The 14,794-nt window shown below is 69.1% G+C and carries 15 protein-coding genes; 5 read left to right on the forward strand and 10 right to left on the reverse strand.

Annotated elements, in window-relative coordinates:
- Positions 1 to 116 precede the first annotated feature (116 nt).
- Both ACPEH8_RS07515 and ACPEH8_RS07520 read left to right on the forward strand, forming a co-directional pair.
- Positions 117 to 1,460: an OmpA family protein gene (locus tag ACPEH8_RS07515; protein ID WP_423666428.1), complete on the forward strand. Its 1,344-nt coding sequence runs from the start codon at positions 117 to 119 to the stop codon at positions 1,458 to 1,460.
- 157 nt (positions 1,461 to 1,617) lie between these two features.
- The gene (locus tag ACPEH8_RS07520) at positions 1,618 to 3,069 is read left to right on the forward strand and encodes a GGDEF domain-containing protein (RefSeq protein WP_166473437.1); all 1,452 of its coding nucleotides are present in this window, start codon (positions 1,618 to 1,620) and stop codon (positions 3,067 to 3,069) included.
- 57 nt (positions 3,070 to 3,126) lie between these two features.
- Here the strand turns inward: ACPEH8_RS07520 and ACPEH8_RS07525 are convergent, their stop codons facing one another.
- From ACPEH8_RS07525 to ACPEH8_RS07545, 5 genes are all read right to left on the reverse strand, one after another.
- Positions 3,127 to 3,465: a hypothetical protein gene (locus ACPEH8_RS07525; RefSeq protein WP_136005029.1), complete on the reverse strand. Its 339-nt coding sequence runs from the start codon at positions 3,463 to 3,465 to the stop codon at positions 3,127 to 3,129.
- 60 nt (positions 3,466 to 3,525) lie between these two features.
- A complete protein-coding gene (locus ACPEH8_RS07530) occupies positions 3,526 to 4,470 on the reverse strand; it encodes a DegV family protein (RefSeq protein ID WP_136005026.1) in 945 nt (314 codons plus the stop codon).
- 92 nt (positions 4,471 to 4,562) lie between these two features.
- Positions 4,563 to 5,192 carry a 2-hydroxychromene-2-carboxylate isomerase gene (locus ACPEH8_RS07535; RefSeq protein ID WP_262071221.1) on the reverse strand — a complete coding sequence of 210 codons (630 nt, stop codon included), beginning with the start codon at positions 5,190 to 5,192 and terminating at the stop codon, positions 4,563 to 4,565.
- Positions 5,193 to 5,210: 18 nt separating this feature from the next.
- On the reverse strand, positions 5,211 to 6,503 hold the full coding sequence (locus tag ACPEH8_RS07540) for an amidohydrolase family protein (RefSeq protein WP_136005310.1): 1,293 nt from the start codon (positions 6,501 to 6,503) through the stop codon (positions 5,211 to 5,213).
- A 5-nt stretch (positions 6,504 to 6,508) separates the two neighbouring features.
- On the reverse strand, positions 6,509 to 7,918 hold the full coding sequence (locus tag ACPEH8_RS07545) for an amidohydrolase (protein WP_026070653.1): 1,410 nt from the start codon (positions 7,916 to 7,918) through the stop codon (positions 6,509 to 6,511).
- A 145-nt stretch (positions 7,919 to 8,063) separates the two neighbouring features.
- Between ACPEH8_RS07545 and ACPEH8_RS07550 the strand changes: the two genes are divergently transcribed.
- Together ACPEH8_RS07550 and ACPEH8_RS07555 are read left to right on the forward strand one after the other, a co-directional pair.
- Positions 8,064 to 8,840, forward strand: a complete 777-nt coding sequence (locus ACPEH8_RS07550; protein ID WP_017355288.1) for an AMP nucleosidase — start codon at positions 8,064 to 8,066, stop codon at positions 8,838 to 8,840.
- A gap of 53 nt (positions 8,841 to 8,893) precedes the next feature.
- Positions 8,894 to 9,433, forward strand: coding sequence for a DUF924 family protein (locus tag ACPEH8_RS07555; RefSeq protein WP_017355289.1), 540 nt, complete (start codon positions 8,894 to 8,896; stop codon positions 9,431 to 9,433).
- 92 nt (positions 9,434 to 9,525) lie between these two features.
- On the opposite strand, the gene grxD is transcribed toward ACPEH8_RS07555, so the two are convergent.
- The 5 genes from grxD to ACPEH8_RS07580 form a co-directional block, all read right to left on the reverse strand.
- Positions 9,526 to 10,452: a Grx4 family monothiol glutaredoxin gene (grxD, locus tag ACPEH8_RS07560; protein WP_017355290.1), complete on the reverse strand. Its 927-nt coding sequence runs from the start codon at positions 10,450 to 10,452 to the stop codon at positions 9,526 to 9,528.
- Positions 10,453 to 10,581: 129 nt separating this feature from the next.
- Positions 10,582 to 10,905, reverse strand: coding sequence for a hypothetical protein (locus tag ACPEH8_RS07565; protein ID WP_017355291.1), 324 nt, complete (start codon positions 10,903 to 10,905; stop codon positions 10,582 to 10,584).
- 27 nt (positions 10,906 to 10,932) lie between these two features.
- Positions 10,933 to 11,313: a hypothetical protein gene (locus tag ACPEH8_RS07570; RefSeq protein WP_136005017.1), complete on the reverse strand. Its 381-nt coding sequence runs from the start codon at positions 11,311 to 11,313 to the stop codon at positions 10,933 to 10,935.
- Between the two features lie 193 nt (positions 11,314 to 11,506).
- Positions 11,507 to 12,130 (reverse strand): SGNH/GDSL hydrolase family protein, encoded by a 624-nt coding sequence (locus ACPEH8_RS07575; RefSeq protein ID WP_136005015.1) that lies wholly within the window; start codon positions 12,128 to 12,130, stop codon positions 11,507 to 11,509.
- Between the two features lie 3 nt (positions 12,131 to 12,133).
- Positions 12,134 to 13,408, reverse strand: coding sequence for a pyridoxal phosphate-dependent aminotransferase (locus ACPEH8_RS07580; protein ID WP_017356954.1), 1,275 nt, complete (start codon positions 13,406 to 13,408; stop codon positions 12,134 to 12,136).
- A gap of 183 nt (positions 13,409 to 13,591) precedes the next feature.
- Here ACPEH8_RS07580 and rsgA point away from each other — a divergent pair, with 183 nt between their 5' ends.
- On the forward strand, positions 13,592 to 14,683 hold the full coding sequence (rsgA, locus tag ACPEH8_RS07585; RefSeq protein ID WP_017356955.1) for a ribosome small subunit-dependent GTPase A: 1,092 nt from the start codon (positions 13,592 to 13,594) through the stop codon (positions 14,681 to 14,683).
- The last annotated feature ends 111 nt before the right edge of the window (positions 14,684 to 14,794 follow it).

A 14,794-nucleotide genomic window follows, 5' to 3' on the forward strand; every position in this document is an offset into this window, starting at 1 on the left:
TGGATTTGGGTGGAGATAATTCATGCGCTCTCCACGGCGGCGCTTTCTATGGTGGGTGTACGGCCTGAATCCACTGTCGACCAGGTCATCACTCTGCATATTCATGGGGCGTATTGATGTCACTACTCGATGGTCTGATCGACGAAGCCGCGCGTGCAACCGGACTGGGCGGCGACGCGCGGAAACTGGTCGCGGTCGTGGTCGGCTACATATTCACCGTGCCGGGTGGGCTCAAGGGGTTCCGCGACAAGTTCGCCAAGGCCGGTCTGGGGGAGGTGTTCGATTCCTGGATGGGTCATGCGCTGCATCCCCGCAGTGTCAGTGCAGGCCAGGTGCAGCATGTGATCGGCAACCGCGACATGATCGCCCTTGCCGACAAGGCCGGCGTGGGCAGCGGGGCCATCGGCGCGACGCTGGCCACGGTGCTGCCGATGCTGGTACGCAGGGTGACGCCCGACGGTACGCTGCCCACCGCTTTGCCCAGCGACCTGCAGCAGCTCATCAACGGCGTGACCGGTGCGGGGCAGGTCCATCGCGTGGATGCCATCCACCACGCTTCGCCTCCCCGTCGCGCCGGCCCGTGGAAATGGCTGCTGCCCTTGCTGGCCCTGCTTGGGCTGGCGTACTGCGGCTGGCAGGCAAAGAACGGCCGGATGCAGGCGCGTCCGGCGGCCACGCCGGACGCTGCGGCCACGCCAGCGGCGGCGACGCCATCGCGGGCCCAGCCGCAGCTGGATCTGCGCACGGCCGACGGCAAGGTGAACGTGTCCGGCCGGCTGCCCAGCGCAAGTGAGAAGCACCGGCTGCTGGAGGCGCTCGGCACCACCTTCGGCACCGGCAATGTTGTCGGCGACATCCAGGTCGATCCGGCCGCCCAGCCGGCGGGATGGATGGACACGCTGATCAAGCTGCTGCCCCGGCTGAAGGCCAACGGCCTGCGAATGGCCTTCAGCGGTGACAGAATCGATCTGGACACCTCGGCGATGCAGCAGGCGCAACGGTTCGAAGTGAGCCGGCTGTTGCAGGGGGAACTGAGCCGTTTCGAGCTGTCGGGTCTGTTCGATCCGGGAGTGGCGGCGCTCGATGGACTGGCCTCCGGCTACGGCGCCGCGGATCTGACGGCGGCGCTCAACCAGACCACCATGACCTTCGAGTCCAATTCGGCGACCCTCTCGCCCAGCAGCCGGGAGATCCTGCGGATCGCGGCCAAGGCGCTTGCAGGCGCACCGGACGGTACGCACGTTGTCGTGGGCGGGCACACCGACAGCCAGGGTGATCCGGTCGCCAACCTGGCGTTGAGCCGGCAACGTGCCCAGGCCGTCGTGGATGCGCTGGTGGCCCTGGGGGTGCCGGCCGGGCGCCTGAGTGCGCGGGGGCACGGCTCGAACCAGCCGATTGCCGACAACCGTACCGGGGAGGGTCGCGCAGCCAACCGGCGCATCGCCTACACCGTGAAGTAGGCGGCGCGGGCGTCTCTCCCGTCCGTTGCCTGCCGACACCTCCTTGCCGATGCCGGCAGGAGGTGTCTTCACTTTGCATCGGCAATACTGCGGCCAACGGGGATGGCCGGAACAGCCGGGGCGCGCCGGTCGCCGCGCCGCAAAGGGAGAAACAGGCATGGCATGGTGGCTGTCTGCGGCATATGTGGGTGCCCACGGGGTGGCGCTGGTGCTCCTGCCCGCGCATGCCCAGACCCTGTCATATTCGTTCCTGATCGGCGCCCCCCTGCTGGCGGCGGCGGCCTGCGTGCGGCGCAGTCTCGGCAGCGAGGCGGTGGTGGGCTGGGTGGCGCTGGCCGTGGGCATGGTGCTGTGGGCCGGCGGCATGGCGATGAACATGTACCAGGAGGTGGGGCTGGGCAATGCCGACTCCACCCCGGGCATCAGCATGCTGCTGTACGTGCTATACGGCGTGCCGTTGACCTTCGCGATGGCCCATCCGCGGCACGCGCCGTGGTTTCTCAGCGTGATCGATGGTGCGATGGCCCTGCTCCTGGGCTATCTGTTCTTCGTCTACACCTTCTCCTTTGTCACGATCACCGACGCTTCCGATGCCGGGGTGGACAGCCTGCGGCGGATGTTCGATATCGAGAACCTGTTCATCGCCGGCTTCGCGCTGCTGCGTTGGCTGGCCAGTGAAGACCGTTCGCGCCGCGCCTTTTTCGGCGCGTTGAGTCTGTTTGCCTGCGTCTATCTGGTGGTGGCGGCCTACATCAACCACTTCGGTTCCGAGACCAGTTACGGCAGCCTGGTGGACCTGCTGATCGACGTGCCGTTCCTGGTGCTGGCCGTGGTCGCCTGGCGGCGTTCGCCGGTCCGCCCGGTCGAGGTGTCGCGGCGGCTGGCGTTGGGCGTGCGGGCGGGCAGTCCATTGATTCTGGCGATCTCGCTGCTGGTGATGTCGGCCCTGCTGGTGCGCGCGCACCCGATGCTGGCGGTAGCCGGCTTTGCCTTCGCCACGCTCGGCTCGGGCCTGCGCAGTGTGCTGATGCAGGTGCGCTCGCTGGAGCAGCAGGATCGGCTGGATGTGCTGGCGCGGGTCGATGGCCTGACCGGCGTGGCCAACCGCCGCCAGTTCGATCAGGTGCTGCAGGCCGAATGGAACCGGTCGCGGCGCAGCGGGCAGGGCATAGCGCTGCTGATGGTGGACATCGACCACTTCAAGGTGTTCAACGACCGTTACGGGCATCCGCTCGGCGATGCCTGCCTGCGCGCGGTGGCGGCCGCACTGGCCGGCTGCGCCACGCGCGCGACCGATGTGGTGGCGCGCTACGGCGGCGAGGAGTTCGCGGTGGTGCTGCCGGCGGCATCCCGCGAGGGCGTGCTGGCCTTGGCCGAGACCATGCGCATCGCGGTCGAGCGGCTGCGGCTGAACTCGCCGGCCTCGGTCTGCCAGATCGGGGTGACCATCAGCATCGGGGTGGCGCAGCTGGACAAGGTCACCACGGCGGCCCCGGGCGAGCTGGTGGCCGCCACCGACGCGGCGCTGTACGAAGCCAAGCGACAGGGCCGCAACCGGGTGGTGGAGGGGCAGGTGGCGGCGGGGCTGGACGAGGACCTGGACCGGTAGCGCCGGACGCTGGCCGGCACTCCGCGTGCGGTCACACGCGGGCCTCCGCCGCGGGACTCATCGCACGTCGCGCAGTTCCCAGTGATGCCCGGCGAGCAGGCGCAGGCGCTGTTTGAACACGTCACTGTCGATGCGGGTGGTGGCGACCAGGTTGATCCGCAGGTCGTCCTGCGAGCCGGTCACGGTTGCCGCCGGATCGGTGGCGCCCCATTGCGACTCGACGGCGTCCGGGTCGGGCTGCTTGGCGCGCCACTTCTCGAACAGCGTGGTGCTGCGCAAAGCGTCCTGAAGCTCCTCGGCGAAGCCGGCGGCGCTCTGCGAGTGGAAGGAAAGATCGGGATCGTTGCCGCGGGCCTTGGACGGGTCCGGCAGGCTGATGTGGTACTGCGCTGACATGATTGCCTCCATTGAATGATCCAAGGCTCGCAGATCGCCGGTGGATTCGGTGTGCAGGACTCAGGCGCGGAAGGTATGCGGTTCATCGGCAAAGCCGACCGTGACCGCGCCCTTGCCGACGTTGACCATCCCGGTCAGGCTCATCACCGCCTCGAACAACTGCACCCCGTGCGCCTCGCAGGTCTGGCGCAGCGTGGCGTAGCCGGGCAGGGCCTGCAGGTCGGCCAGCTCGCCGCCGTAGCTGACGCAGACGGTGGGGGTCATCAGCCCGGCCCTGACCCGTTGGCCGACGAAGTCGAACAGCTTCTGCACCGCGTTGTCGAAGCCCTTGATCTTGGCGACCGGGCCGGTTTCGCCGCGGTATCCGTGCAGCACCGGCTTGATGTCCAGCGCGCTGCCCAGCGCAGCGCTCAGCAGGCCCACGCTGCGGTCGCCCTTGTGGCGTGCGCGGGCACGCATGTAGTACAGGTCGCGGGTGACCATGTAGCCGTGCACGTTGTGGGCCAGCAGCTCGAGCCGCTCGCGGATCTGCTGCACGCCGGCACCGCTGTCGCGCAGGCGCACCGCTTCCACCGCGGTTACGCCCTGGGCGGCGAACAGGTTCTGGGTGTCCAGCACGCGCAGCGCGAACGGCGAGTTGTAGCCGGCTGCCTGGCGCACCGGTTTGTAGTCGTTGAGGATCGCGAAGCTGGCCTGCATCGCGTTGTCGTGGATCGGGCTGCGCGTCTTGGTGATCGTCATGCAGAAGACATGGTCGTAGTCGATCACCAGCTTGCCCAGGAACAGGTCGCGGATCTGGTTGACGCTGAACGGAATGGTTTCCGCTTCCGCGCCGTTCTCGGCCACGTGCGCATGCAGGAAACTCAGGGTCGCCTGTTCGTCGCGGTGGTCGGCCAGCACCGCTTCGCCGATACGTACGGTGATGGGCAGCAGCACGATGTTGTGCTGCTGGATGAAGTCTGGTGGCAGGTCGCACGCCGAGTCGACCACGATTCCGATGCGCATCCTGTGCCCCCCTCAAGGCCGGTATTGGTTCGGAACTGTGAAAGCTATCTCAATTTTCGCCGGTTTGCCCGGTCCATCGCGCGGGGGGCGGCTCAGCGGCTGCGTTCCACCGCCACCGGCAGCGAGGCCAGCCGGTCCCATTCACCGCCGCGGACCGTGTCCGGGTCGGCCAGCACGGCCTGCATCAGGTCGTGGGCGTCGTTGCCCCAGTACAGCTCGCCATCGATGGACAGGGTCGGCACGCCAAACACTCCGGCGGCGATGGCCGCGTCAGTGTTGCGGCGCAGCTGTTCCTTCACGTCCAGCGCGCCGATGGCGGCGGCCACGTCCGCCACGTCCAGCATCGCGCCGGGCAGGGCCAGCGCGGCGGCGCTGTCACCGGCATGCCCGTCGCGCCAGATCCAGTTGAACAGGATGTCGATCGACGCCGGGGTGGCGCCTGCGGCCAGGCACAGGCGCAGCGCGGCCAGCGGATTGAACGGGTGGCCGGGCGGGAAGCGCAGCGTCACTTCCTCGCGCCGGGCCTGCCAGAGCAGGTGCCGGTACATGGCACGACGCTTGGCCGGGATCTCCGCCGGGCCCAGATTGCCCAGGTGGTGCAGCACCGCGCCGAAGGCGATCGGTACCGGGGTGATCTTCTCGAACTGCGGCAGGGCTTTCAGCTTCTGCCAGTGCAGGTAGGAGAACGGCGAGACGAAATCGAAGTACCAGCGCAGGGTCATCGGAACATCCTTGCAGGGTCAGCGCGAGTATGCGCGCGGTTCGGTGGTGGGCGGGGCCAGATAGCGGTCGCGCAGCTCGGTCTGCCGCGAGCGCATCGGCATCGCGCGGCCGCCCAGCCACACCTGTTCGGCGTAGTGGCCCACATCCAGCGGGTCGCCGTCCCACAGCACCAGGTCGGCCAGCTTGCCCGGCTCGAGGGTGCCGATGCGGTCGCCCACGCCCAGCACCTGGGCCGGCACCCGGGTCAGCCCGGCCAGCCCGTCGGCCCACGGCAGGCCGTTGGCGACCGCATTGCCGGCCAGCTGGCGCATTTTGCGCGCGTTGTGCGAGGCGTCGTCGCGCTGCGCAAAGCTCACCGCGACGCCGGCCGCGTGCAGGCGTGCGGCGTTGTCCAGGGTCGCCCCGAGCTGGTCGAAGCTGGTCGGCAGGTTGCCCAGCGCATCGACGAACACCGGCACCCGGGCCTGGGCAAGCTGCGGTGCCAGGCGCCAGGCTTCGGCGCCGCCGGCGATGGCGATCCGGACCTTCTCGCGGGCCGCCCAGCGCAGCAGTTGGCGGATGTCGGCGGCACGGTCCACCTGCACCACGATCCGGCCCTGGCCGGCCAGGTAGCGGGCCAGCGTGGCGCGGCCAGCCGGGGTGAGCAGGGCATGCGGCGAGTCGGCCGGGACCCGCCCGCGCGCCTCGCTGACCATCTGTTCCAGCAGCATCCACTGCGCGGCGCGGGAACTGCCGGTCAGCTCGGCACCGGGGGCGCCCAGGCGGACATACAGGGCCAGCGGGCCGATCGGATCGGCACTGCCATCCAGCCGGACCACGCCTCCCTGGCCGGCGATGAAGCCGCCACCGCTGTTGGCGCCCAGTGCGGTGAAGCCGATGCCGTCCAGGCGCGCCACCGGGATCAGCACCGAGGCCGGGTTGTAGGCCAGGCTGACATCGAACTCCGGCCGCAGCGGCTGGTCGGGCAGCTTGAGCGCACTGTCGACCGTGGTTGACTCGCCGGACACCTCGTCAATGCCGATGTCGGTGATGCCACCGAACAACGCAGGGGTCAGCGGCTTGCCGCCGGCCTCGACAACGGGCACCCCGGCCGGTGCCGACAGCCCGGTGCCGACCGCACGGATCACGCCGCCCTGGACCAGCACGTCGGTGTTGGTCAGGCTGCCGCGCGCAGTGGCGGTGTGCACCGTGGCGTTGCGGATGAGCAGGTCCTGCGCCTGCAGCGGCAACGCTGTCAGCATCAGCAGCGCGGTGGTGCCGAGCCATGCCCGGCAACGCGATCCCAGGGGCTGGGCGGCAACGCGGTTCATGGCGCTCACGGGCGTGCCTCCTGGCCGAGCATGAAGTCCGACAGCGGCTGCCGGCGCGTGTCCTGGCGGTCGTAGACGGCGTGGCCGTCGATGTACACCTTTTCTGCAAGCGCGTAGGAACTGAAGGGGCTGCCGTTCCAGATCACCACGTCGCCCATCTTGCCCGGCTCCAGACTGCCCGTCTGCTTCTCCACGCCCAGCGAGCGCGCGGCATTGAGGGTGAGCCACATCATCGCGCGCTCGGGCGCGATCTCGATGCCTGCGCGACGCGCGTTGGCGATCGCCTTGGCCGCTTCCTGGTTGAGCCGCTGGATGCCCTCGGGAGAATCGGAGTGCACGATCGCGCAACTGTTGGCCGGGCGGTCCACCAGCGCGATGTTGTCCTGGATGCCGTCGAAGGCCTCCATCTTGAAGCCCCACCAGTCGGCCCACAGCGCGCCGCACACGCCTTCGGCGGCGAGCCGGTCGGATAGTTTGTAGGCTTCCACCGCGTGGTGGAATGCCGCGATCCTGAAGCCGAACTCGTGCGACAGATCCAGCATCGTCGCCATCTCGTCGGCGCGGTAGCAGTGGATGTGCACGCGGATGTCACCCTGGATCGCGCCGGCCAGCGTATCCAGTTTCAGGTCGCGCTTGCCGCCGGCATCGCCGGCGCTGTCCCCTTTGTCCCCTCCGCTGAACCAGCGCTTCTTCTTCGGCTTCTTCGGGGTGTTCTTGGCGATGTACTCGCTGGCATCGATGAACGCCGCGCGGTAGCCGGCCACATTGCCCATGCGCGTGCCCGGGGCGACGCCCTTGCCGCCGCCGTACACCCGCTTGGGATTCTCGCCGCAGGCCATCTTCAGTCCCCACGGTGCCCCCGGGAATTTCATCGCCTGGTAGGTAGTGGCTGGAACATTCTTCAGGGTCACGCCGCGCCCGCCGACCAGGTTGGCCGAGCCGGGCAGCACCTGCATCGCGGTCACGCCACCGGCCAGCGCTGCGGCGAATCCGGGGTCCTGCGGCCAGACCGAGTGTTCGGCCCACACATTGGCGGTGACCGGTGCGGTCATCTCGTTGCCGTCACTGTGCGCGCTCACGCCCGGGCTGGGGTACACGCCCAGGTGCGAGTGCACATCGATGATGCCCGGCGTCACCCACTTGCCCTGGCCGTCCACGCGCACGGCGTCGGCCGGCACCGGCAGCGCGGGGCCGACGGCGGCAATGCGGCCATCACGCAGCAGCACGTCGGCATTGTCCAGGCGCGTGCCGGTGCCGGTCAGCACGGTGGCGTTGTGGATCAGCACCGGGGCCGAGGCGATCGGGGCGTAGGTGCTGGGATACGGGTCCTGCACGAAGCGCGAGGCGGCCGGCGCCGACGGCGCGGCCAGTGAGAACAGCGCCAGGCCCAGCCCGGCGGTCAATCGTGTGCGCATGTGGTCCCCGATGCGGCGTGAACGTAGGGGTGACGCTAGCCGTTGGGCGGGGGCGTTGCCAAGTGACCAAACGCATGTTGCTTGCTTATTGGCCGATCTCACCGAGAATTACCGAGTGCACCTCATGCACGACCGGACGCGCTCGATGAAGAACAAGCAGGAAATCGTGGAAAACTGGCTGCCGCGCTACACCGGCGTCCCGCTGGAGCAGTTCGGCCCGCATGTGCTGCTGACCAATTTTGCCGGCTACCTGCACACGTTCTCCCAGCTCACCGGCGCGCCGGTGCAGGGCCTGGACCGGCCGATGGCCAGCGTCACCAGCGACGGCATCACGCTGATCAACTTCGGCATGGGCAGCCCCAATGCCGCGATCATCATGGATCTGCTGTCAGCCGTGATGCCCAAGGCGGTGCTGTTCCTGGGCAAATGCGGCGGGCTCAAACGCAAGAACCAGCTCGGCGACCTGGTCCTGCCGATCGCCGCGATCCGGGGCGAGGGCACGTCCAGCGACTACCTGCCACCGGAAGTGCCGGCGCTGCCGGCCTTCGCCCTGCAGCGTGCGGTATCCACCATGATCCGCGACCTGGGCCACGACTACTGGACCGGGACGGTGTACACCACCAACCGCCGGGTCTGGGAGCACGATGAAGCCTTCAAGGAAAAACTGCGCCTGATGCGCTGCATGGCCATCGACATGGAGACTGCCACCCTGTTCGCGGCCGGCTTCGCCAACCACATCCCGATCGGGGCGCTGCTGCTGGTGTCCGACCAGCCGATGATCCCCGACGGGGTCAAAACCGAGGCCTCCGACGCCAAGGTGAGCTCCCAGTTCGTCGAAAACCATATCCAGATCGGTATCGAGGCGCTTAAGCTTATACGGCGCAACGGCAAGTCGGTCCGCCACCTGCGCTTTGACGAGTGATGGCAATGGCACAGGCGGGCGTCCGGCGGACGCGCCGCCTACAGGGGCAGTAAATGGACGTGGCGGCACAAGTGGTGGAATTCTGGCGCGACGCGGGGCCGCAGCAGTGGTTCGCGCGCGATGACGCGTTCGACGCGCGTTTCCGCCAGGCATTCCTGGAGGAACACTTCGCCGCTGCCCGCCGCGCCCGCGAGCACTGGCTGGGTACCGCCGAGGGCGCGCTGGCACTGATGATCCTGCTCGACCAGTTCCCCCGGAACTGCTTCCGCGACACTGCCCACTCGTACGCCACCGACGGACTGGCCCGCCACTACGCCATGCGCGCGGTGGAGGAGGGCCTGGACCTGCAGTTGGTCCCCAAGCTGCGTGCCTTCATCTACCTGCCGTTCGAGCACTCCGAAGATCCGCAGGACCAGGAGCGCTCGGTGGCCATGTTCGATGCGCTGGGTGACAAGGAGTACCTGCAGTACGCCGAGCTGCATCGCGACATCATCCGCCGCTTCGGCCGGTTCCCGCATCGCAACGCCGTGCTGGGCCGGATGCCGACCGCCGCGGAGCTGGATTACCTCGCCGAAGGCGGCTTCGCCGGCTGAGGGGCCGCTCACGACGCGGTCGGTGCCACGGCCGCGGATAAAAAAAACGCCGGCATTGCCGGCGTTTTTCTTCTGCGTGGATCCGCACCCGATCAGTAGGTCGGCACGCTGTTGTCCACGTCCTTGGACCAGGCGTCGATGCCGCCGGTGATGTTGTACACCGTGGTGAACCCCAGGGCGCGGAACTGCTCGGCGGCCTGGGCACTGCGGCCGCCGTGGTGGCACAGGAAGGCCAGCGCAGTGTCCTTGGGCAGGGCTTCCAAGCGGGCGCGGTTGTCGCCGTCGAAGGTTTCGAACGGCCCGTTGATCGCGGCGATCGCACGCTCGTCGGCCGGACGCACGTCCACCACGGTCACAGTGCCGGCACGCAGCCGGTCGTCGGCGTCGCGCACGCCCAGTTCCTGCACCGGCTTGGGCGCATTGGGGTTGTCGATGGCCAGACCCTGGCCCCGGATGTCGTCGACCCAGTCGATGGTGATGCCGTCGGCACGGCGCGCGCTGGCCAGGTCGAACTGCACGCGCAGGCCGTTGGACTCGGCGGCGATCGCGTTGTCATCGTGCGGGGCCAGCTGGAAGTTCGGCTGGAAGCGCGCGTCGATGCCCAGCTGCAGGGACGCACCCGGGGCGTCGGCCAGCGCACCGCGCAGCATCTCCACCGCCGCCGGGGTGACGGTGATGCGCGGCGGGGTGCGGTCCGGGGCGGCCAGGCCGAGCACGCTGCTCAGCTCGCCGCTGCCGGCCATCTGCAGGATGATGTCGCTGCCGCCGACCAGTTCACCGTCGATGTACAGCTGCGGGATGGTCGGCCAGTCGCCGTAGGCCTTGATCCCTTCACGGATCTCGGCGTCGGCCAGCACGTTGACGTGGGCGAACTCCACGCCCAGGTCCTGCAGCGCGCCCACGGCCTTGGCCGAGAAGCCGCACTGCGGCATGGTCGGCTGGCCCTTCATGAACAGCACGACGCGGTTGGCGTTGAGAATGGATTCGATGCGCGAACGCAGGGCGGGATCGAGGGACATGGGGTTCGGGTCCGGATATGCGAACCCCCTATTCTACGCGGCATGGCAGCGTGGGGCATGACCGTACCGGAAACGTTGCATCGCATTCCCCGCCGGCCCTGGCGCGGGCCGCACCTGCCGGTGGCCGGCTCAGCCCATCATCAGGCCGGCAATGACCAGCATCCCCATGCCGATCACACTGCCGATCGAGATCACGATCGCCAGGATGCCGAACACCTTCTTGGTGGCCGGCATGAACGCCGCCGCCACGCCCAGTGCCAGTGCGATCAACTGGCCGAAACCGGCGCAGATGATCACCAGGCCGACCATCAGCGACAGCGGAGAGTCCTCGTTCATCTCGACACCGTTGATTGCCGCCACGCTGGCGCCGATCACGCTCAGCAGCATGATCAGGGCGCAGCCCAGCGCGAGGCAGAAGGCGGCGATGCCGAGGCCGGAGTGCTTGAGTTCCATGAGGTCCTTTTCAGTGGTGGAGGGGTATCAGGTGGGCAGTGCCGGAACATGCGCGGCCGGCACGGCGGGCGGGGGGCGTTGCTGCCACCGGTGGTGGGTCCAGACGCCCAGCGTGAGGTAGACGCACAGCACCGCCAGCGAGAGGATCAGCGCCAGCACCCCGAACAGGCGGCGGCGCCGGTGCTGCAGCACGCTGCCCACGCCCAGCAGGCCAGCCAGGCCGTTCAGGCCGATGCTGATCAGCCCCAGCACGCCCAGCGTGGGTGCCAGCGCCAGCCCTTCGACCTCGGCATGGCGTTGCACGAACAGATAGCCCAGCCCAAGGGCGATGGAGAACAACGCCACCCCGCAAAGGCTGGTGATGAACGCCACGATGCCCAGCGCGGAATGCCGGGAAGGCGAGGTCATGGCGGCTCCGTGCCGGGACAGGTCAGGGGCGCGAGTATGCGCGCGCGCGCGCCGAGCGGCCAGCTGGCGGCCACGACCGGGCTCGGCGGACGGCAGGCGCAGCGCCCGGGTCGGGTGCCGGCGCGCGGGGCGGGCACGGTGGTGGTGGCAATGTGGCGGGCCTGTTCCCTGGCCAGTGGCGCGGCGTCCGTGCTCAGTGGGTGCCCTCGTCGGCCAGCTGCACCCGTGCGACCGGGTAGGCACGCTGGTGCCAGAGCGCGTACATCGCCGCCGACGGGTGCAGGCCATCGGCGGCCAGCATCACCGCTTCGCCACCGAAGTCGCGGCTGAGGTCGGTGATGTCGATGAAGGTCACCCCATGCCCGGCGCAGATCGCCGCCGCCGCCGTGTTGTAGGCGTCCAGTTCCTGCCCGATCTGCACGCGGTCGCGGCCGGATGCGACGGCATACGGGGTCACCCCCCAGTCCGGGATCGACAACACCAGCACACGTGACGGGCGGCCGCCGGCAAAGCCCAGCGCGCGCTCCAGCAGCGCGGTGAAGCGCGGGCGATAGTCGTCCACGCTGCGCCCGCGGTACTGGTCGTTGACCCCGATCAGCAGGCTCACCAGGTCGAACGGCCCCTGCGGCGCGTCGGCATCGATGCCGGCATCAAGCTCGTCGGTGGTCCAGCCGGTGGTGGCGATGATGTGTGGGTCGTCCAGCGCGATGCCGCTGTCGCGCAGTGCGGCGGCCAGCTGTACCGGCCAGCGGCCGCTGGCCGCAACGTCTTCGCCGATCGTGTAGGAATCGCCCAGCGCCAGGTAACGCATCGCCATGTGTCAGGCCACCGCGCTGCGTGGCTTGAGGGGCACCACTTTGGTGTTGGCCTCTGCGCGGCGCGCCAGTGCACGGTCGATGCGGCCAAAGACGTCACGCATGACCTCCGGCTCGGGCAGCAGGGTCACGCGGAAGTGGTGGCGGTAGGGCACGTTGAAGCTGGAGCCCGGCACCACCAGCACGCCTTCCTCGTTCATCAGTTCCAATGCGAAATCGTGGTCGTCGAAGCTGCGCGCGGCCGGCCCGACCACCGCCGGGAAGGCGTACAGCGCACCGGCCGGGGCCACCAGCGACAGGTGCTCGCTGGCGTGGCAGGCCTCGATCACCGCGCGGCGGGTTTCATACAGGCGGCCGCCCGGCGCGCACAGCGCCGAGATGGTGTCCGGCCCGTTGACCGCCGCGTCGATCGCGTACTGGCCGGGAACATTGGCGCACAGGCGCAGCGCACTGAGCAGGTCCATCGCCGCGCGGAACTCGCCCAGCCGCTCGGCGGCGCCGGACAGCATCGCCCAGCCCACCCGCCAGCCGCAGGCGCGGTGCACCTTGCTCAGGCCACTGAAGGTGATGCACGGATGCTCGCCGGCCAGCGGCGCCACCGCGTGGAACTCGGCGCCGTCGTACAGGATCTGGTCGTAGATCTCATCGACCATCAGCAGCAGGTTGTGTTTGGCCGCGATGGCCACGATGCGTTCCAGCAGCGCCTTGGAGTAGCTGGCACCGCTGGGATTGTTGGGGTTGATCAGCACGATCGCGCGGGTGCGCGAGGACACCAGCGATTCGATCTCCACCGGGTCCGGCTGGAAGCCGTTCTCCGGCGCGCAGCGGTAGTACACCGGGCGGCCGTCGTTGAGGATGGTGGCCGCCGACCACAGCGGGTAGTCGGGCGAGGGCACCAGCACTTCATCGCCGGGATTGAGCAGGGCGCGCAGCGACAGGTCGATCAGCTCGCTGACCCCGTTGCCGACGAACACCCGGTCCGGATGCGCATCGGGCGCGCCCCGCCGGGCGTACGCGGCGGCGATGGCCTCGCGGGCTTCGGGCAGCCCCTGCTGGTGGGTGTAGGGATCGGTACGGCCCATGTCGTCGGCAATGGCCCGCTGCAGGTGCTCGGGCGCGCGGAAACCGAAGTTGCCGGGGTTGCCGATGTTGAGCTTGATCAGCCTGCGGCCCTGTGCCTCCAGCTCCCGCGCTCGCCGCGCCAGTTCGCCCCGGATCTCGTAGCGGACTTCGGACAGGCGCTCGCGGGTGGCGAGCGGCTTCAGCGGAGGTGTGGACATGACTGGGCCGTCGTTCGGGCTTGGAAATCGCATGGTAGCGGAAATGTTGCGTTGCAGGGCGGGCGTTCCAGGGCCGGTTTTCCAATGCTGGCAGGCAGTTGCCGGCCCATGCGACGGCCATGCCGGCGCCGCCCGGGGCCACGGCGGCGACGGCGGCGGGCCGCACCCTCTAGAATGGGCCCGATGACCCACACCACCGATTACCGCGCCCTGCAGACGATGGGCTGGCCCTGGGCCGGCGCCCCCGAGCTGCCCGCCTGGCAGGCCCTGTTCGACCAGCATCCGCAGGCCCGCCCGGGCCGGGTGATCGAGCAGCACCGCACCGGCTACGTCGTTGCCGATGCGCCTGATGCGGCGATCCGCACCGAATCTCCGGCCGAGTGGCAGCGCCCACGCTTCCCCAGCCACGAGCGTGCCGCCGTCGGCGACTGGGTGCTGCTGGAGGGCATCAGGATCGTCGCCCTGCTGCCGCGCCGTACTGCGATCAAGCGCGGTGCGGCGGGCGAGCATTACCACCAGCAGGTGATCGCCGCCAACATCGATACGGTCTTCATCGTCTGCGGCCTGGACGCGGACTTCAATCCACGCCGGATCGAGCGCTATCTGCTGCTCGTCGGCGGTGGCGGTGCGCAGCCGGTGGTGGTGCTGACCAAGGCCGACCAGACCGAGTACAGCGACGATGCGCTGGCCGTGCTGGAGGAACTGGCGGCGCAGGACATTCCGCTGCTGGCGATCAACGGCAAGGACCCGGCCAGTGCGGCGGCGCTGCTGCCGTGGCTTGGCGCGGGCCGCACCGTGGTGCTGGTGGGTTCTTCGGGAGCCGGCAAGTCCACCCTGACCAACACGCTGCTGGGCGAGGAGCGGATGAAGACCGCCGATGTGCGCGTCAACGATTCGCGCGGCCGCCACACCACCACCCACCGCGCGCTCATCCCGCTGCCGGCCGGCGCCTGCCTGATCGACACCCCCGGCATGCGCGAGCTCAAGCCGACCGGCGAAGAAGCACTCAGCGAAAGCGGTTTCGCCGACGTGGAAGCCCTGGCCGCACAGTGCCGCTTCCGCGATTGCGCGCACCAGCGCGAACCAGGGTGTGCCGTGCGTGCTGCCATCGACGCGGGTGACCTGGACGAAGAGCGCCTGCTCAACTACTTCAAACTGAAGGACGAAGTCGCCGCTGCCGCCGCCAAGCTGGCCGTACGCCAGGCCCAGCAGGCGATCGAGCGCAAGCACGTCGGCAAGGGCGCGCAGTGGCGCCCCCCCGGCAGGAAGCGGTAGAGCCGACTTCCAGTCGGCTGCTTTCCGTGCGGCCATCGAACCCCCCGCGCTGCGCGCGTCAGCCGGCTGGAAGCCGGCTCTACAAAGGCCCTGCGCGTCGCATCCTCGTAG

Source organism: Stenotrophomonas sp. NPDC077461, assembly GCF_049545475.1.
In the GTDB taxonomy this organism is placed as follows: Bacteria; Pseudomonadota; Gammaproteobacteria; order Xanthomonadales; family Xanthomonadaceae; genus Stenotrophomonas; species Stenotrophomonas nematodicola.